The sequence below is a fragment of the Vibrio sp. KUL80 genome (assembly GCF_059725495.1).
The window spans coordinates 3,088,282-3,106,746 of sequence record NZ_AP045841.1; the positions used below are offsets into that span (position 1 = coordinate 3,088,282).

General features: G+C 46.4%; 18 protein-coding genes. 9 read left to right on the forward strand and 9 right to left on the reverse strand.

All coding sequences use genetic code 11. The features are described from left to right. Window positions 1-116 precede the first annotated feature (116 nt). From aceF to ampD, 4 genes are all read right to left on the reverse strand, one after another. The gene (gene aceF / locus AC6I8U_RS14095; RefSeq protein ID WP_498017206.1) at window positions 117-2,030 is read right to left on the reverse strand and encodes a pyruvate dehydrogenase complex dihydrolipoyllysine-residue acetyltransferase; all 1,914 of its coding nucleotides are present in this window, start codon (window positions 2,028-2,030) and stop codon (window positions 117-119) included. Between the two features lie 30 nt (window positions 2,031-2,060). Continuing rightward, the gene (gene aceE, locus AC6I8U_RS14100) at window positions 2,061-4,724 is read right to left on the reverse strand and encodes a pyruvate dehydrogenase (acetyl-transferring), homodimeric type (RefSeq protein ID WP_234494570.1); all 2,664 of its coding nucleotides are present in this window, start codon (window positions 4,722-4,724) and stop codon (window positions 2,061-2,063) included. A 56-nt stretch (window positions 4,725-4,780) separates the two neighbouring features. Then, window positions 4,781-5,548: a pyruvate dehydrogenase complex transcriptional repressor PdhR gene (gene pdhR / locus AC6I8U_RS14105; protein WP_042475867.1), complete on the reverse strand. Its 768-nt coding sequence runs from the start codon at window positions 5,546-5,548 to the stop codon at window positions 4,781-4,783. 410 nt (window positions 5,549-5,958) lie between these two features. Then, the gene (ampD, locus tag AC6I8U_RS14110; RefSeq protein WP_498017207.1) at window positions 5,959-6,540 is read right to left on the reverse strand and encodes a 1,6-anhydro-N-acetylmuramyl-L-alanine amidase AmpD; all 582 of its coding nucleotides are present in this window, start codon (window positions 6,538-6,540) and stop codon (window positions 5,959-5,961) included. Window positions 6,541-6,674: 134 nt separating this feature from the next. Here ampD and nadC point away from each other — a divergent pair, with 134 nt between their 5' ends. From nadC to yacG, 8 genes are all read left to right on the forward strand, one after another. After that, on the forward strand, window positions 6,675-7,565 hold the full coding sequence (gene nadC / locus AC6I8U_RS14115; protein ID WP_234494573.1) for a carboxylating nicotinate-nucleotide diphosphorylase: 891 nt from the start codon (window positions 6,675-6,677) through the stop codon (window positions 7,563-7,565). Window positions 7,566-7,822: 257 nt separating this feature from the next. Then, window positions 7,823-8,254, forward strand: a complete 432-nt coding sequence (locus tag AC6I8U_RS14120) for a pilin (protein ID WP_234494575.1) — start codon at window positions 7,823-7,825, stop codon at window positions 8,252-8,254. A gap of 2 nt (window positions 8,255-8,256) precedes the next feature. After that, window positions 8,257-9,948 (forward strand): type IV-A pilus assembly ATPase PilB, encoded by a 1,692-nt coding sequence (pilB, locus tag AC6I8U_RS14125; RefSeq protein ID WP_498017208.1) that lies wholly within the window; start codon window positions 8,257-8,259, stop codon window positions 9,946-9,948. Window positions 9,949-9,960: 12 nt separating this feature from the next. Then, the gene (locus AC6I8U_RS14130; protein ID WP_498018369.1) at window positions 9,961-11,187 is read left to right on the forward strand and encodes a type II secretion system F family protein; all 1,227 of its coding nucleotides are present in this window, start codon (window positions 9,961-9,963) and stop codon (window positions 11,185-11,187) included. 42 nt (window positions 11,188-11,229) lie between these two features. After that, complete coding sequence (locus tag AC6I8U_RS14135; protein ID WP_498017209.1) at window positions 11,230-12,102, forward strand: prepilin peptidase; 873 nt, start codon at window positions 11,230-11,232, stop codon at window positions 12,100-12,102. After that, on the forward strand, window positions 12,102-12,710 hold the full coding sequence (gene coaE, locus AC6I8U_RS14140) for a dephospho-CoA kinase (protein WP_498017210.1): 609 nt from the start codon (window positions 12,102-12,104) through the stop codon (window positions 12,708-12,710). The genes AC6I8U_RS14135 and coaE overlap by 1 nt, the downstream gene beginning before the upstream one ends. 31 nt (window positions 12,711-12,741) lie before the next feature. Next, the gene (zapD, locus tag AC6I8U_RS14145; protein ID WP_234494579.1) at window positions 12,742-13,482 is read left to right on the forward strand and encodes a cell division protein ZapD; all 741 of its coding nucleotides are present in this window, start codon (window positions 12,742-12,744) and stop codon (window positions 13,480-13,482) included. 36 nt (window positions 13,483-13,518) lie between these two features. Beyond that, the gene (gene yacG / locus AC6I8U_RS14150; protein ID WP_498017211.1) at window positions 13,519-13,713 is read left to right on the forward strand and encodes a DNA gyrase inhibitor YacG; all 195 of its coding nucleotides are present in this window, start codon (window positions 13,519-13,521) and stop codon (window positions 13,711-13,713) included. Between the two features lie 110 nt (window positions 13,714-13,823). Here yacG and rplS read toward each other — a convergent pair whose 3' ends face one another. The 5 genes from rplS to ffh all read right to left on the reverse strand — a co-directional run bounded on the left by rplS (window position 13,824) and on the right by ffh (window position 17,455). After that, a complete protein-coding gene (rplS, locus tag AC6I8U_RS14155) occupies window positions 13,824-14,177 on the reverse strand; it encodes a 50S ribosomal protein L19 (protein ID WP_112478814.1) in 354 nt (117 codons plus the stop codon). A gap of 42 nt (window positions 14,178-14,219) precedes the next feature. Further along, the gene (gene trmD / locus AC6I8U_RS14160) at window positions 14,220-14,969 is read right to left on the reverse strand and encodes a tRNA (guanosine(37)-N1)-methyltransferase TrmD (protein WP_234494581.1); all 750 of its coding nucleotides are present in this window, start codon (window positions 14,967-14,969) and stop codon (window positions 14,220-14,222) included. Between the two features lie 35 nt (window positions 14,970-15,004). Beyond that, on the reverse strand, window positions 15,005-15,535 hold the full coding sequence (gene rimM, locus AC6I8U_RS14165; RefSeq protein ID WP_042476112.1) for a ribosome maturation factor RimM: 531 nt from the start codon (window positions 15,533-15,535) through the stop codon (window positions 15,005-15,007). A gap of 46 nt (window positions 15,536-15,581) precedes the next feature. Then, window positions 15,582-15,830 carry a 30S ribosomal protein S16 gene (gene rpsP / locus AC6I8U_RS14170; protein ID WP_042475851.1) on the reverse strand — a complete coding sequence of 83 codons (249 nt, stop codon included), beginning with the start codon at window positions 15,828-15,830 and terminating at the stop codon, window positions 15,582-15,584. 239 nt (window positions 15,831-16,069) lie between these two features. Beyond that, window positions 16,070-17,455, reverse strand: a complete 1,386-nt coding sequence (gene ffh / locus AC6I8U_RS14175) for a signal recognition particle protein (protein WP_042475848.1) — start codon at window positions 17,453-17,455, stop codon at window positions 16,070-16,072. Window positions 17,456-17,628: 173 nt separating this feature from the next. Between ffh and AC6I8U_RS14180 the strand changes: the two genes are divergently transcribed. Next, complete coding sequence (locus tag AC6I8U_RS14180; protein ID WP_128647936.1) at window positions 17,629-18,423, forward strand: cytochrome C assembly family protein; 795 nt, start codon at window positions 17,629-17,631, stop codon at window positions 18,421-18,423. Window positions 18,424-18,465 lie beyond the last annotated feature (42 nt).

Below are 18,465 nucleotides of genomic sequence, written 5' to 3' on the forward strand. Positions count from 1 at the left end.
AAGTAAATCAATTTAGCCTGTGAGCTAGACAACAATTCAATGGGAATTGTTGTATGAATTTGGTTTTTTACCCCTCTAGCTTCCCGGTTGGGGGAAGCTAGAGGGATCAAACTGCCTTAAAGTACCAAGCGACGAATATCGCTCAAGCAGCTGTTTAGATAAGTAATGAAACGTGCACCTTCCGCACCGTCAATCACACGGTGATCGTACGACAGTGAAAGTGGTAGCTGTAGGCGCGGCTCAAATTCTTTACCGTTCCATACTGGCTTCATTTCAGACTTAGACACACCAAGGATACCAACTTCAGGTGCATTTACGATAGGAGTAAATGCAGTACCACCGATGCCGCCTAGGCTTGAGATAGTGAAACAGCCACCTTGCATATCTGCAGCCGTTAGCTTGCCGGCACGTGCTTTCTTCGAGATAACCATTAGCTCTTCAGATAGCTCGTAGATACCCTTCTTGTTTACGTCCTTGAATACAGGAACAACAAGACCGTTTGGCGTATCCACTGCGATGCCAACGTTCACGTACTTCTTAAGAATGATGCTCTCGCCATCTTCTGATAGAGAAGAGTTAAACGCAGGGAAGGCTTCAAGTGCTTTCGCAACAGCTTTCATGATGAACACAAGTGGCGTGATCTTCATACCTGAATCTTTCTTCGCTTCGATAGCGTTTTGCTCTTTACGGAACGCTTCTAGCGCTGTGATATCCGCGTTATCCCACTGTGTAACGTGCGGGATCATTACCCAGTTACGATGTAGGTTAGCACCAGAGATCTTCTTGATCTTAGAAAGCTTCTGAACTTCAGTCTCACCAAACTTGCTGAAGTCAACCTTCGGCCAAGGTAGCAGACCAAGAGCTGAGCCGTCACCGCCTTTGCCAGATGCTGCGGCACCAGACTCAAGACGCTTAAGTGCATCTTTAACGTAAGCTTGAACGTCTTCTTTCAGTACGCGGCTCTTACGACCTGTACCTTTTACTTTCGCTAGGTTAACACCAAACTCACGAGCCAGACGACGAACAACTGGAGACGCGTGTGCGTACTCGTGGTTCTCTTGGAAGTCGTTAGCTTGTGGTGCTGCATCCGCTTTCGCTGCTGGAGCCGGAGCCGCCGCAGGTGCTGCTGGAGTCGCTGCTTGTGCAGGTGCTGCAACAGGTGCAGGCGCTGCGCCCTCTACAACGAATGTCATAATCAGCGAGCCAGTCGTGACTTTATCGCCAGCTGCAATCTTGATTTCTTTAACTGTGCCAGCGAATGGTGCTGGTACTTCCATAGAAGCTTTGTCGCCTTCTACAGTGATAAGAGATTGCTCTTCTTCCACTGTATCGCCAACCGCTACCATTACTTCAGTAACTTCAACTTCGTCACCGCCGATATCTGGTACGTTTACTTCTTTTTCAGCTGCGGCCGGCGCTCCGGATGCTGCAGGAGCCGCTGCAGGTGCTGCAGAAGTTTCTGCTACTGGAGCTGCCGCACCCGAACCTGCAGTTTCAAATACCATGACAAGAGAACCAGTTGTTACTGAATCACCTTCAGCAATCTTGATCTCTTTAACCGTACCTGCAAATGGTGCTGGTACTTCCATAGAAGCTTTGTCGCCTTCTACAGTTAGAAGAGATTGCTCTTCTTCCACTGCATCGCCAACTTTAACCATGATTTCAGTAACTTCTACTTCGTCACCACCGATGTCTGGAACGTGAACTTCTTTCAGTTCTGCTGCCGCTGCTGCTGGAGCTGGAGCCGCTGCTGGAGCCGCTTCAGCCGCAGGAGCAGGTGCAGCAGCTGCTGCTGCACCTTCGGCTTCGAAAATCATAATTAGAGAACCCGTAGTAACAGAATCGCCTTCCGCTACTTTGATTTCTTTAACAATACCTGCTTGAGACGCTGGAACTTCCATAGAAGCCTTGTCGCCTTCAACAGTGATTAGAGACTGCTCTTCTTCCACCTTGTCGCCAACGCTTACAAGAATCTCAGTAACTTCAACCTCATCCGCACCGATATCAGGTACATTAATTTCGATTGCCATTGCTTATTTACCTTCTAATTAAGCGCTGTATTAAGCGTAAAGTGGGTTAGTTTTTTCAGTGTCGATGTTGAACTTAGCAATTGCTTCAGTCACAACAGACTTCTCAACATCACCGCGCTTCGCTAGTTCAGTTAGCGCTGCAACTACCACGTAGCCTGCGTTAACTTCGAAGTGACGACGTAGGTTCTCACGGCTGTCTGAACGGCCGTAACCATCTGTACCAAGTACTTTGTAAGACTCAGTAGGCATGAATGCGCGAACTTGCTCAGAGTAGTTCTTCATGTAGTCAGTCGCCGCGATTGCTGGCTCAGTACCCATTACTTGTGCAATGTAAGGGACTTTCGCTTCTGCTTCTGGGTGAAGCATGTTGTAGCGCTCTGCGTCTTGACCGTCACGAGTTAGCTCGTTGAACGATGTTACAGAGAATACGTCAGAGGCAATGCCGTACTCTTCGCTTAGGATAGTCGCTGCTTTACGTACTTCGTTCATGATAGTACCAGAGCCCATTAGCTGAACTTTAGACTTGTCACCTGCGTAAGACTCAAGCTTGTAGATACCCTTACGGATGCCCTCTTCGGCGCCTTCTGGCATTGCTGGCATTGCGTAGTTTTCGTTCATCACTGTTAGGTAGTAGAACACGTTCTCTTGGTTCTCACCGTACATGCGACGGATACCGTCTTGCATGATTACCGCAACTTCGTAAGCGAACGTTGGGTCGTAAGAGATACAGTTAGGAACCGTGTTCGCCATGATGTGCGAGTGACCATCTTCGTGCTGTAGACCTTCACCGTTTAGCGTTGTACGACCAGCCGTTGCACCTAGTAGGAAACCGCGAGCTTGTTGGTCACCAGCCATCCATGCCATATCACCTACACGTTGGAAACCAAACATTGAGTAGTAGATGTAGAACGGAATCATTGGCAGGTCGTTAGTGCTGTATGATGTTGCCGCTGCAACCCAAGAAGCCATTGAGCCTAGCTCGTTGATACCTTCTTGTAGAACCTGACCAGAGGTTGCTTCTTTGTAGTAAGAAACGATGCCTTTATCTTCTGGCGTGTATTCCTGACCGTGCGGGTTGTAGATACCGATCTGACGGAATAGACCTTCCATACCAAACGTACGAGCTTCATCACAGATGATAGGAACAACGTTCTTACCAATGTTCTTGTTCTTAAGCAGGATATTAAGCGTACGAACGTATGCCATCGTCGTTGAGATATCACGCTTCTGCTCGCTTAGTAGCGGCGCAAACTCTTCTAGCTCTGGCACTTTGAATTCTTGAGTAAACTTAGGTAGACGCTGTGGCGTGTAACCTTTTAGAGCTTTACGACGAGCGTGCAGGTATTCATATTCCGCGCTACCTTCTTCAAGTTTCAGGTATGGAAGCTCTGCTACTTTTTCATCAGTTAGAATGTCTTGAAGACCTAGACGATCACGTAGATGTAGAACGTGAGTCATGTCCATCTTCTTAACTTGGTGTGCGATGTTCTTACCTTCAGCCGCTTCACCCATGCCGTAACCTTTAACTGTCTTAGCTAGGATTACTGTTGGACGACCTTTAGTCTCTGCCGCGTTCTTGTATGCTGCATACAGCTTAGAAGAATCATGACCACCACGCTTAAGCGCGAAGATTTCGTCATCAGTCATGTCCGCAACAAGTGCAGCTGTTTCTGGGTACTTACCAAAGAAGTGCTCACGTACGTATGCACCATCTTTCGATTTAAATGTTTGGTAGTCACCGTCTACAGTTTCGTTCATTAGCTGTAGAAGTTTACCTGACGTGTCTTTCGCCAGTAGTGCATCCCAGTTGTTACCCCAGATAACCTTAACAACGTTCCAGCCAGCACCTTTGAATAGACCTTCAAGCTCTTGAATGATGCTACCGTTACCCATTACAGGACCATCTAGGCGCTGAAGGTTACAGTTGATTAGGAAACATAGATTGTCTAGTTTCTCACGCGCAGCGAAAGAAAGTGAACCACGTGATTCTGGCTCATCCATCTCACCGTCACCTAGGAAGGCATAAACACGCTGAGCTGAAGTGTCTTTAAGGCCGCGACCATTTAGGTACTTAAGGAAACGCGCTTGGTAGATCGCAGAGATTGGACCTAGACCCATAGATACTGTTGGGAACTGCCAGAACTCAGGCATCAGTTTAGGGTGTGGGTATGAAGGAATACCTTTACCGTCTACTTCTTGACGGAAGTTATCTAGCTGCTCTTCAGTCAGACGACCTTCTACGAATGCACGAGAGTAGATACCTGGTGAGATGTGACCTTGATAGTAAACTAGATCGCCACCGTCAGTCTCGTTAGGAGCACGGAAGAAGTGGTTGAAGCACACTTCATAAAATGCTGCTGCAGACTGGTAAGAAGCCATGTGACCACCAAGGTCTAGGTCTTTCTTAGAAGCACGCAATACGATCATGATTGCGTTCCAGCGAATAATCGAACGAATACGACGCTCAAGCGTTGTATCACCAGGGTAAGCTGGCTCTTGTGCTGCTGGAATAGTATTAATGTAGTTAGTGTTGATGCCTGTTGGCATATCAACGCCATCTAAACGAGCTTTCTCTAGAACGGTTTCTAGTAGAAATTGTGCACGTTCTACACCTTCTTCACGAACAACGGATTCAAGTGCTTGAAGCCAATCTTGAGTTTCCAGTGCATCTACGTCATGCTTCATGTCAGACATGGCGATCTATCCTTCTGTTGGTTGGATCTACTTAATTAAAGTAAGCGTTTCTAGTTTTAAGAATCACTATCTTGTTGAATTCGTCTCAAAGAGCGCTCACGACGAGACGCTTCTCGAGTCAAATCTAACAATGTTTCTTCGATGTAAGCTAAATGCGAATGCGACATCTCACGCGCCTTTTCTGGCTGACCAGCGACGATCGCTTCAACGATATTAGCTCGGTGTTTACTGACTTTCTCCACCACCTCGGATCGGCGATGTAATAGCTCTAAATTCTGTAGAACATTTTGCTCAAGTAACGGTGCTAGGCTTCGAACAATGTGCAGCAACACAACGTTATGTGCAGCTTCTGTTAGTGCCACAAGAAATGCCATGACTGCAGAAGCTTCAGCCTCAACGTCGCCGGACTCTTGTGCTGTGCGAATATTGCCTAAACACGCTTCAATCTGAGCAAAATCTTCATCGGTGCCACGCAATGCAGCGAAGTAAGCAGAGATACCTTCCATAGCATGACGAGCCTCAAGCAAATCTAGCTGAGTCTCGTTGTGAGAAGATAGGAGGTCTAACAAGGGATCAGAGAAACTTTTCCAGATGTTCTCGCTAACGAACGTGCCACCGCCTTGACGACGGGTAAGAAGCTTCTTCGCTTCAAGTCGCTGAATTGCCTCTCGAATAGAAGGTCGAGAAACATCAAATTGCTTTGCCAGCTCACGTTCAGGTGGAAGCTGCTGCCCTGCTGAAAGCGTTCCTTCAACAATCAAGCGTTCCAATTCTTGCTCGATAACATCCGAAAGTTTCGGCTGACGGATCCTTTGATAAGCCATAACTATTATTCTTTTATTCTTCTACTTTCTAGAGCTGTTAATTGGTATTACCAATTTATAAGTTGGGGTAAAAATTAACACATTTAAAACACCAATGTCTAGTGAAAAATTGATTCACATCATAGAACCGGCCTTGCGTTAACCGTTATGAAACATTTATAGATTAAAACATCAACACCCTTGGTCAGACCAATTACATACGAGAAACTTATCGGGTAAATGACGTGCTATGAAAACCCTTAAAAATCAATAAGAAAGGAGTTTATTTGTCAGACAAGGGAAATTGACCAATATCAAGTAAAGAAGGAATAACCAGTGCTCTGGTTATTTATAATTTGAATAACAAAATAAATCGTGATGCTGAAAAAGCACCACGAATTCTGCTCAAATGGGTAGGAGTGAATCTTTTATTACAATGTATTTTTGAAACGCGACCAGTCAAAAACTAGACCTGGATCGCTCTTTCTTAACGGCGCTATGTATTGATGACCAGTGATACGCTCGCGAGTGATCTGTGGATACCTTACCATTAGCGATTGTGTAAGACGTTGTAAACTCGCATATTGAGCGTCGGTGTAAGAAACATAATCGGTTCCTTCTAGCTCTATCCCAATCGAATAATCGTTACACCTTGCACGCCCCGCAAAACTCGAAACACCAGCATGCCAAGCGCGGGCACTGAAGGGAACAAACTGCACTACCTCCCCGTCACGGCGTATCAAACAGTGTGCGGAGACTTTCATCTTTTCAATCACCTTAAAAAAGGGATGACTCGATGCATCGAGCTGTCCGAGAAAGAAATCTTCTATATAGGGGCCGCCAAATTGTGCCGGTGGCAGGCTGATATTATGCACCACCAGCAGCGACACATCCTCTTCGTCTGGCCTCGCATCAAAGTGGGTGGATACCACGCGTCGCGCAGCTTGATACCAACCTTGTTCATTTATCTCAGAAAAACCCTGAAAGCTATAAGGTCTATCTTGGTTTTGCATATATTTTGAGCCTATCTACATCGCTATCGCTTTGATTTTATCCGACAGCCAATAAAATGCGAGATTTGATGCTGAAATTCCACACAAGCAGGAGTATCATGCCCACTTTGTTCCCCCACTAGACACGTTAAGCGATGAAAAACACACACAACAGCCAAGAACGTCTTGAATATCTAAAGCAGCAACTCCCTTCAGAAATTACTCGTGCCGTGGCAGACACGCTACGTGAAGACTTAGGTGGGACACTGGATGTGAGCGCAGACATCACGGCGAGCCTTATCCCGGCTGAGACTCAAAACGTCGCGACGATCATCACTCGTGAGCATGGTGTGTTCTGTGGTCAAATGTGGGCAGACGAAGTATTCAAACAGCTTGGTGGCGAAGTCCGCATTGAATGGCACGTTCAAGACGGTGACAAAGTAGAGCCAAACCAAGTGCTGTGCACCCTAACAGGCCCTGCACGCATTTTGCTCACTGGTGAGCGTAACGCGATGAACTTCATCCAAACGCTATCTGGCTGCGCGACTGTTACCGCTGAGTACGCAGAGAAAATCGCGCACACGCAGTGTCGTCTACTAGACACACGCAAAACGATTCCTGGTCTTCGCAGTGCACTAAAATACGCAGTCGCCTGTGGCGGTGGTTACAACCATCGTATTGGTGTCTTCGACGCTTACCTTATTAAAGAGAATCACATTATCGCTTGCGGTGGCATCACTAAAGCCATCGAGACGGCGAAACAGCTAAACCCAGGAAAACCTGTCGAAGTCGAGACTGAATCTCTAGAAGAGCTACAACAAGCCATAGATGCTGGCGCTGATATTATCATGCTCGATAACTTTACGACGGATATGATGCGTCAAGCGGTAGAGCTGAATGCAGGACGCGCTGCGCTTGAGAACTCGGGCAACGTAACCATGGAAACCATCGCTGAGTTTGCGGAAACAGGCGTTGATTACATCTCGGTTGGCGCTCTGACCAAACATCTTAAAGCGATGGACTTATCGATGAGATTCAAAGACTAACCCCGTCATTCTTATCATTGCAGTAAAAAGCGAAGCCATGAGCTTCGCTTTTTTGTGTTCCCCTATCCGACGATTTTCCCTCTTAATCAACCGCGCTAGTCCTTATCCTTCAGAGTCAGTCGCACCCAAAATGCAACGACATGCAATGGGCCTTCATTTTTTAGAACCTGTTCTAGGGCGTTAACCCATTAACTTTATTGGGTTAAATCTCAGGAGTATGTTCGCTATGTGCAACTAATTTAGTTAAGGGAATACAAATGAACAGAGCAAACAAGCAACAAGGTTTTACCTTGATTGAGTTAATGATTGTCGTCGCGGTGATCGGGGTACTGGCTGCAGTGGCACTACCTACTTACCAAAACTATATTGCAAAAAGTGAAACATCGTCTGCCCTTGCAACTTTGTCTGCATTAAGAACGCCTATTGAAACGGAAACCTTATCAAATGGTCAGTTTCCGAATCCAGCAAGTGCCGCAAGCTATGGCATTCCACAATCCTATGCTCTAGGAACTATTACCTTGACGGGTAACAGCGGAGCTGCTGGCACCATTCGCGTAAGTTTTGAGACCGGAAAATCAAGCCCTAAGGTCGCTGGAAATACCCTAGACCTTGTGAGAACTGTCGAAGGAAGCTGGAGCTGCCAAGCAGCAAATATTGATAGTGAATTGCTTCCAAAAGGCTGTAACTAGCTTTGAGCATAAGTAGGCTGCCTAGCGTTCTTGCTGAAGCTCAAATTATTTCAGAGAGTCAAAAAGATCGTCTAATAGAATGCACCCAATCAAGTATGGAGTCTGTTCCATCAATCATTGTGGAATTGGGCTGGCTGACAGCCCAAGACTTAACTTCGGCTTTAGAGAAACTATTTGCTCTGCCCGTTGCGCAACTGCATAATTACGACTACATCGAGCTTTGTCGAACAGCAGGGTTACGCGAGCTAATCGTAAAAAACCATGCAATTCCGCTCAAGCAAAGTAGCCACACCCTCTCTATCGCAATATCAGACCCGAGCATTGTCGAGTTAGAAAACGATTTTCGTTTTGCGACCGGACTACAGATAGAGCTCGTCATCTGTGATTGCCTTGATATCACATCGGCCATTAAGCGTCTTTATGGCGAAAACCATAAGGGCATCAATCCTAGCTTTAGAGAGCTCACTTCTGAAGCGCTAAGCAACCTAGTCTCAATCAGCGATTCAGAGCTCGAGAACGTCGAAGACCTCTCCCAAGATGACTCTCCTGTAAGTCGCTTTATCCATCAGGTATTGACGGATGCCGTGCGCAAGAAAGCCTCGGATATTCATTTCGAACCTTATGAGTACTCTTATCGAATACGGCTACGCTGTGATGGCATTTTGATAGAGACTCACCAGCCTGCGACGCAGCTTAGTCGTCGATTGGCAGCTCGAATTAAGATCTTGGCTAAACTCGATATCGCCGAAAGGCGTTTACCGCAAGACGGTCGATTGAAACTGAAACTCTCTGAAGCAGCCTCTATCGACATGCGCGTTTCAACCCTACCCACAATGTGGGGTGAGAAAATCGTGTTAAGACTTTTGGACGCCGATGCCACCCAGCTCAACATTGATCAGCTAGGTTATACCGAGCAACAAAAATCACTCTATCTGACCGCATTAGAAAAGCCCCAAGGTATGATCCTAATGACAGGTCCCACAGGCAGTGGAAAAACCGTTTCTCTATACACGGGTCTTAGTATTCTCAATACTGATGAACGCAATATTTCTACTGCTGAAGACCCGGTTGAGATTCATCTTGAGGGTATCAATCAAGTTCAGATCAACCCAAAGATCGGCTTTGATTTCTCTACCGCCCTTCGTTCCTTTTTAAGACAAGATCCCGATATTGTCATGCTCGGCGAAATCCGAGATATCGAAACCGCCGAAATTGCGGTCAAAGCCGCTCAAACGGGCCACCTTGTGTTATCTACACTGCACACCAACTCGGCCGCAGAGACCGTCATTAGGCTCAAAAACATGGGTGTCGACGCTATCAACCTGTCGTCCTCTCTATCATTGATCATTGCTCAGCGCTTAGCGCGAAAGCTGTGTGAGTGTTGTAAAATACCAGACCCCATGTCTCCTCAACTTCGTCGCTCTCTCGACATTCCCGGCGAGTTAATGGTCTACCAAGCTAACGAGCAAGGCTGTAATCATTGCAATAATGGTTATCTCGGTAGGACCGGCATCTATGAGGTAATGTCGTTTACCCATGAACTCGCCAGCACGATAGTTGCTAGCGCAAGCCTAAATGAAATAGAAGCGATTGCTAAGGCTCAGGGAATGAAGACGCTAAAGCAATCTGGTGTGGAAAAGCTAATCGCTGGTATTACTAGCTACAGCGAGTTGCAACGCGTGCTCTACTTTTAGTATCGGGAGAATATAGTGGGTAAGACTGAGCCAACACTAAGCGCATTCCACTGGAAGGGAGTGAACAACCAAGGTAAAAAAGTCTCTGGACAAACGCTCGCCATCACCGAGATGGAAGCTAGAACGTCGCTAAAACAGCAGCATATCCAAGTCCGCAAGATAAAACGCCGTAGCCTCTCTACTTGGACAAGACTGACTCAACGCATCAATAGTAAGGACATTACGGTACTCACTCGACAACTGGCAACCATGCTCAGCACTGGAATACCTATTGTCCACGCCATTAAGCTCATCGCAGACAATCAAGCTAAAGCCGAAATGAAGTCTGTACTATCTCAAATCAGTAAAGGGCTTGAGGCAGGCACACCGATATCACGAGTCATGCAAGTCGCTAGCCGCTATTTTGACAGCTTTTACGTTGATATGGTCGCTACAGGAGAAAACTCAGGGAATCTCGCAGGGGTATTTGAACGCTTGGCCGATTATCGGGAAAAACAAGAAATGCTACGTTCAAAAGTAGTAAAAGCCCTTATCTATCCAGTGATAATTCTTTTGGCCTCACTCGGAGTTACCTATCTCATGCTAACCACGGTAGTACCTGAGTTTGAATCCATGTTTCGCGGCTTTAATGCTTCACTGCCATGGTTTACGGTTCAAGTCCTTAATCTATCAAGATGGTTTCAGGAAAATGGATTCTTAGTAGTTAACCTAATCATTATTAGCACCCTAGGGCTAAAAGTCGCGAGGCAACGAAGTTTCGCCATTCGTCTATCAACCAGCCGTTTAGCCCTTACTGTTCCTATTGTCGGACAGGTGATCACCAAGGCTTCCATTGCTAAGTTTAGCCGCACACTCTCTACTAGCTTTAGTGCAGGTATCCCAATCTTATCGAGCATCCAAACCAGTGCAAAGACGGCGGATAACCTTTTCTACCAGCAGGTCATCACATCTATCCATTCTGATATCGTTGCAGGTGTTCCAATCCACTTAGCGATGCGGCAAGCCAATGCTTTCCCAGAAATGGTGTTGCAGATGGTGATGATAGGTGAAGAGTCTGGCACATTGGATGATATGTTGAATCGCGTTGCATCCATCTACGAAGCAGAAGTCGACAACACGGTGGATAACCTCGGTAAGATTCTCGAGCCTTTTATCATTGTCTTTTTGGGAACCCTAGTCGGTGGACTTGTGGTCGCAATGTACCTTCCCATCTTTAACTTAATGACAGTAATAGGCTAACATAGACATTAACTTATTGATTTATTGCCAGTGTACCCCTAAATGGACGTGTTGATTTTTTATCCTTGGTTGTTCGTTGTCTTCGCCACCATTTTTGGTTTGATTATGGGCAGCTTTCTCAACGTCGTGATCCATCGCTTGCCTATTATGATGGAACGCGGTTGGCGAGAGGAATGTGCCGAGGCTTTTCCAGAGTACAAAATCACGCCCCCAGAGGGACAGTACAATCTCAGCGTGCCACGCAGTGCTTGCCCTAAGTGTAAGACGCCAATTCGCATCCTAGATAACATCCCCGTGTTGAGCTGGCTGATCCTAAAAGGTCGCTGTCGCTACTGCGATAACAAGATAAGCAGTCGGTATCCGTTAGTTGAACTGCTCACCGCCGCAATGTGTGGAATCGTCGCATGGTACTTGGGATTTAGCTGGTACAGTATTGCGCTTATTGGTATGACCTTGGTACTCATCAGTGCGACATTTATCGACCTTGATACTATGTTGCTCCCAGATCAACTCACTGTGCCACTGCTTTGGGTTGGGGTTGCATTAGCCTTGTTGGGTATCTCTCCTGTCTCACTTCAGGATTCTGTTATTGGCGCCATCGCGGGTTATCTATGCCTTTGGTCTGTGTACTGGCTGTTCAAGCTAGCAACAGGTAAAGAAGGGATGGGTTATGGTGACTTTAAACTGCTCGCAGCTCTCGGCGCATGGTTAGGCTGGCAGTATCTTCCTATGATTATTCTACTTTCTTCTGTTGTAGGCGTTGTGTTTGGTCTCATTCAGCTTAGAATGCAGAGCAAAGGCATCGATACGGCGTTCCCATTTGGCCCTTACCTTGCCATTGCTGGCTGGGTCAGCGCGCTGTGGGGCAGCCAGATTACGTATGCCTATCTTGCGATAACGACAGGAGTGTATTAATGGGGTTTGTTGTTGGTTTAACCGGTGGAATCGCAAGCGGCAAGACCACGGTAGCAAATTTGTTTCGTGATGAGTTTGGAATTGAACTTGTCGATGCCGATGTGGTCGCAAGAGATGTGGTTGATATCGGTTCTGAGGGATTAGCAGCGCTAGAGACACACTTTGGCGCAGATATTTTGCAACCAGATGGCTCGCTCAACCGAGCTGAATTACGGGCACGTATCTTTGCGAATGATGAAGAGAAAACTTGGGTGAACAACCTACTTCATCCAATGATTCGAGAGCAAATGCTAACAAGGCTTCAAGCCTCGACAAGTCCGTACACATTACTTGTTGTGCCACTGCTGATTGAGAACAACCTTCAAGGTATGGTGGACAGAGTGTTGGTTGTCGATGTTAATGCCCAGACACAAATTAACCGAACAATGACACGTGACGGGGTGCCCGAGGAACAGGTGCGTTCTATACTCAAAGCACAAGTCGATAGAGACACACGGCTAATGCATGCTGATGATGTGATTGATAATAATACTGACAACGCTCAACTTTTGCCCCAAGTCACACAATTGCACCAAAAGTACCTAGCATTATGCGGTAAAAATCGGTGAAAATAGCATGGAAGCGTTTAAAGGCTAGCAGATGATCACAAATAGATTCGAACACCCTCTTAATGAAAAAACAAGAATTTACCTAAGAGTTGAATCTCTACTGAGACAGCTACAACATTCCTCGTCTTTTTCAGATAGCAACCAGCACCAAATCTTCTTCAAATCCATATTTGATTTATTGGAGATCTTCGAACAGATCCAGCTAAAAAGTGAGTTGGCGAAAGATCTTGAGAAGCAGAGACAAACCTACCGTGCTTGGCTGAATGTCGATGATGTTGACCAAGAAATGCTGGGCTCTATTCTTCGTGACCTCGATGGTGTCCATCGCGAGTTGATGGCGGCTGAACGATTTGGACAATCTTTCAAAGAGGACAGATTCTTAAGCACCATTCGCCAACGATTTGGCTTGCCAGGTGGTTCATGCTGCTTTGATCTTCCAACTCTGCACTATTGGTTACACCTACCGCTCGACAAACGAATGCACGATGCGGAAAAATGGCTAAGTTCACTCAAGCCATTAATGGATGCCCTACACATGTGGCTCAAACTAACGCGCGAAACAGGTCGCTTTAAACCACAGATTGCGCGAGCGGGATTTTTCCAAAGTGACGCCGAAGAAGCCAATATCTTGCGACTCAATATTCCTATGCACTATGGCGTGTATCCAATGGTATCTGGGCATAAAAACCGTTTTTCAGTGAAGTTTATTGCCTTTGAGTCGGGGCAAGCCTACCCTAACGATATCGAATTTGAATTAGCGGTTTGTAGCTAGTTCACCTGTACCTAATAGTCGCACTCAGGAACCATTATGAGTAAACCAACCGTTGTCCCATGCCCACAATGTCAAAAAGAGGTGGTATGGGGTGAAGAAAGCCCATTTCGTCCATTCTGCTCTAAGCAGTGCCAAATGATTGATTTTGGTGAGTGGGCGGATGAAGAAAACACCATTCCGGGCGCACCAGATATGTCAGACAGCGATGGCTGGTCGGAAGACAATTACTAATACTGAGAGCCTCCATCGGAGGCTCTTTTTTTATACCTGCACTTCGCAGGCATAAAAAAAGCGGAGTCCGAGGACTCCGCTTAATCTTTGAGAACGCTAGTAAAATAGCATTACTTCTTAGCAAGTTTCTCTTTGATACGAGCAGACTTACCAGAACGCTCACGTAGGTAGTACAGCTTGGCACGACGTACTGCACCACGGCGTTTAACTTCGATGCTATCAACCATTGGAGAGTGAGTTTGGAACGTACGCTCAACACCTTCGCCGTTCGAGATCTTACGAACAGTGAAAGCAGAGTGAAGACCACGGTTACGGATAGCGATTACAACGCCTTCGTAAGCCTGTAGACGCTCACGGTCACCTTCTTTTACTTTAACCTGAACTACAACAGTGTCACCTGGTGCAAATTTAGGTAGGTCTGATTTCATTTGCTCTTCTTCAAGAGCCTTGATGATGTTACTCATGTTCTTAAATTCCTAGAATAAACTGATACTAAATTAAATAGGTTACTTGCTGTTATTTCGAGTCTCTTTAATGAACTCGGCAAGTAATTGTTCCTGTTCGTCAGTCAGAGCTAGGTTTTCCAGGAGCTCCGGTCTTCTTAGCCAAGTACGGCCTAACGACTGCTGTAGTCGCCAGCGACGAATGTCCTTGTGGTTGCCAGACTTGAGGACACTTGGTACCTCTAAATCGTCTAGAACTTCAGGGCGCGTATAGTGTGGACAATCTAGTAAGCCATTTGCAAAAGAATCTTCTTCTGCTGAAGCAAAATCGCCTAGTACTCCCGGAACAAACCGTGAGACTGAGTCGATTAGCGTCATGGCTGGGATTTCCCCACCTGTCATCACAAAATCTCCGATTGACCATTCTTCGTCAACCTCAGTTTGGATGATGCGCTCATCTACCCCTTCGTAGCGTCCACAAATCAACACAAGGTTGTCGTTTTTCGCTAGTTCTTCTACCCCAGTCTGGTCGAGCTTACGACCTTGAGGAGAAAGGTAAATGACTTTCGTCTTACCCGGTGATGCCTGTTTGGCTGCGTGAATGGCATCGCGCAATGGCTGAACCATCATCAACATGCCAGGACCACCACCGTAAGGTCTATCATCGACAGTGCGATGTTTGTCGTGAGTGAAATCACGAGGATTCCATGTCTCAATCGACAGTAAACCTTTTTTAACCGCTTGACCTGTTACTCCATAATCAGTAACGCTGCGGAACATGTCTGGAAACAGGCTAATTACGCCAACCCACATCTGTTCTCTCGCTCTATTGAGTTACTAAAAATGAATTAGAATCCAGGATCCCAGTCAACTTCGATCCGTTGAGCTTCGCGATCAACTTTCTTGATCACTTGCTCTTCAAGGTACGGTACCAACCGTTCCTTTTGCCCAAAAGCATCTTTCAGATTTGCTTTCACAACCAAAACATCGTTCGAACCAGTTTCCATGATGTCAGTTACTTCCCCTAGGTCATAACCTTTCGTGGTCACTACTTTCATACCGAACAATTCGCGCCAGTAGAATTCATCTTCTGACAGCTCTGGTAGCACAGCTGGGTCGATTGCAATCTCGAAGTTGGTCAGTAGGTGAGCTTCTTCACGAACCTCAAGACCTTCTAGCTTACACACCATACCTTTGTTATGGCGCTTCCAACTTTCAACTTTGTACTCTACCCATTCACCCTTTTGGTTAATATACCAAGGGCTGTAATCGAAAATACTTTCAGGATTGTCTGTGTAGGTAAACACCTTAAGCCATCCGCGAATGCCGTAAGTAGAACCAAATTTACCTACAACAATTCTTTCGTCTTGATTGCTCATTGTGTCTTTACCTTTCATCGACGACATACTGCTTACTTAACTAGAATTAAGCCGCTTTTTGAGCGTCTTTAACTAGCTTAGCAACGCGGTCAGAAACTGTTGCGCCTTGACCAACCCAGTGGTTAACGCGCTCTAGGTCTAGACGTAGACCTTCTTCTTGACCTTTAGCAGTTGGGTTAAAGAAACCCACTTTCTCGATGAAACGGCCAGTTGCTGCATTGCGGCTGTCCGCTACTACGATTTGATAGAATGGACGCTTCTTAGCGCCGTGACGTGCCAAACGAATGGTAACCATATCGTCCTCTTTGCTTTCTCAATAATAAAAATGACCTCAGAAATGTTTCTCAAATGAGCAACCTGAGGTCTCGTGCCAAAATAAAGCCTCGGAATTTTACTCTTATTCCGAGGCATTGCAAGGGGTTTAGCTATTTTTTCACCAGTTTTTGGGCTCTGGTGAAGATGTGAGCTGGGTAACAGTTTGAAAGATCAATGAGTTGCTTTCAGTCGCTCTGTTACCCTTCGCGAATTGCGAGATTATCGGCCAAACGGATTGCCACCGCCACCCATACCGCCCATGCCACCCATCATGCCCTGCATATTACGCATCATGCCGCGCATGCCACCTTTCTGCATCTTCTTCATCATCTTCTGCATTTGGGTGAATTGCTTAAGCAGGCGGTTCACATCTTGTACCTGAGTACCAGAACCTGCCGCGATACGTTTTTTGCGAGAGCCTTTGATAAGCTCAGGACGCTGACGCTCTTTCATTGTCATCGAGTTGATGATGGCTTCCATCTGCTTGAACATCTTGTCGTCAACTTTATCTTTGACGTTGTCAGGTAGGTTTGACATGCCTGGAAGTTTATCCATCATGCCCATCATGCCGCCCATGTTCTGCATCTGACCAAGCTGTTCGCGGAAGTCTTCAAGGTCAAAACCTTTCTTCTCCTTGAACTTCTTCGCCATCTTCTCAGCTTTCTCTGTATCGACATTACGCTGAAGGTCTTCGATAAGAGAAAGAACGTCACCCATACCAAGGATACGTGAAGCCACGCGGTCTGGGTGGAACGGTTCTAGAGCGTCAGTCTTCTCACCTACACCCAAGAACTTAATTGGTTTACCTGTGATATGGCGAACTGAAAGCGCCGCACCACCACGTGCATCACCATCCACCTTAGTCAGGATCACACCTGTTAGTGGCAGTGCATCACCGAAGGCTTTCGCTGTATTCGCCGCATCTTGACCTGTCATGGCGTCAACCACGAACAGGGTTTCAACTGGGTTGATTGCTGTATGAAGCTGCTGGATTTCATCCATCATTTCGTGGTCAACCGCTAGGCGACCTGCGGTATCGACAATCAATACGTCGTAGAATTTCTTCTTAGCGTGGTCGATAGCAGCATTAGCAATGTCGATTGGCTTTTGATCGGCTGTCGATGGGAAGAAGTCCACACCCACATCACCGGCTAGTGTTTCAAGCTGCTTGATTGCCGCTGGACGGTATACGTCGGCAGACACAACCAGTACTTTCTTTTTCTCGCGCTCGTTTAGAAGCTTAGAGAGCTTGCCCACACTAGTGGTTTTACCTGCACCTTGTAGACCCGCCATAAGAATGACAGCTGGCGGCTGCGCAGCAAGATCAAGCGCTTCGTTCGATTCACCCATAACTTGCTCAAGCTCAGCTTGAACAATCTTGATGAACTCCTGACCTGGCGTGAGTGATTTAGACACCTCAACACCAACAGCGCGCTCTTTAACACCTTTGATAAACTCACGAACAACGGGCAGAGCAACGTCCGCCTCAAGTAGCGCCATGCGGACTTCGCGCAGCGTGTCTTTGATGTTGTCTTCGGTCAGACGACCTTTACCGCTGATATTCTTCAGCGTTTTGGATAGACGATCCGTTAAATTCTCAAACATTTCTTTCTCTTCGCTTCAAACTGGCGATCAATTGCAGTGAGTATACCTTAGCCAGCAGTGAGAGTCATATCTAACAAGATCAAATACGAGTCAATAGTTTTTACATCTGGCGTAGCCCAATAGGACGATGCAGGGTATAATTCGGGCTCTAAGCAATCGATTTTTTAGGAAAAATGGACAGTTTAATCGCAATTGCGGCCGCTATTCTTTATAGCTTGGCCATCGCAACAATCATCCCAGGCTTGGTCAATCAGGTCGGGATCCGTACGAAAACTGTTCTGGTTAGTGCTGTTTTAGCGCTGACTTTTCACGCGGTGTTACTCAGCGATCTCATCTTTAGTGGTGCAGGTCAAAACCTCAGTATTCTGAATGTCGCTTCTTTAATTAGCTTCATCATCTCGCTATTTATGAGCGTGGCTATGGTGAAAACACGTATTTGGTTTTTGCTTCCTGTTGTCTACAGCTTTGCTGCAATCAACTTATCAGCAGCGACCTTTGTACCAACGGCTTTCATCACTCATCTAGAGCACAACCCAAAGCTACTGATTCATATCTCGCTAGCGCTTTTCTCATACTCAACGCTATCGATTGGCGCACTCTATGCCATTCAACTAGCTTGGCTTGATCACAAACTGAAGAATAAAAAAGCGCTCACCATCAACCCTAACCTTCCTCCATTAATGATGGTGGAAAGACAACTTTTCAAGATCATCTTGATTGGTACTGGGCTATTAACCGCTACCTTGGTCACAGGTTTTGTCTTTGTGCAGGATATGTTTGCACAAGGAAAAGCTCACAAAGGTGTGTTGTCGTTTATGGCGTGGGTTATCTACACCGTGCTTCTATGGGGTCACTATCAAAAGGGCTGGCGCGGCAAAAAAGTCACTTGGTTTGCAGTTGCTGGGGCCACACTTCTCACACTCGCTTACTTTGGCAGCCGCTTTGTAAGAGAGATCATCTTGAACTAGGCGACTTCATCAACGCTCTACGACCAAAGGCGCGTTGACAAT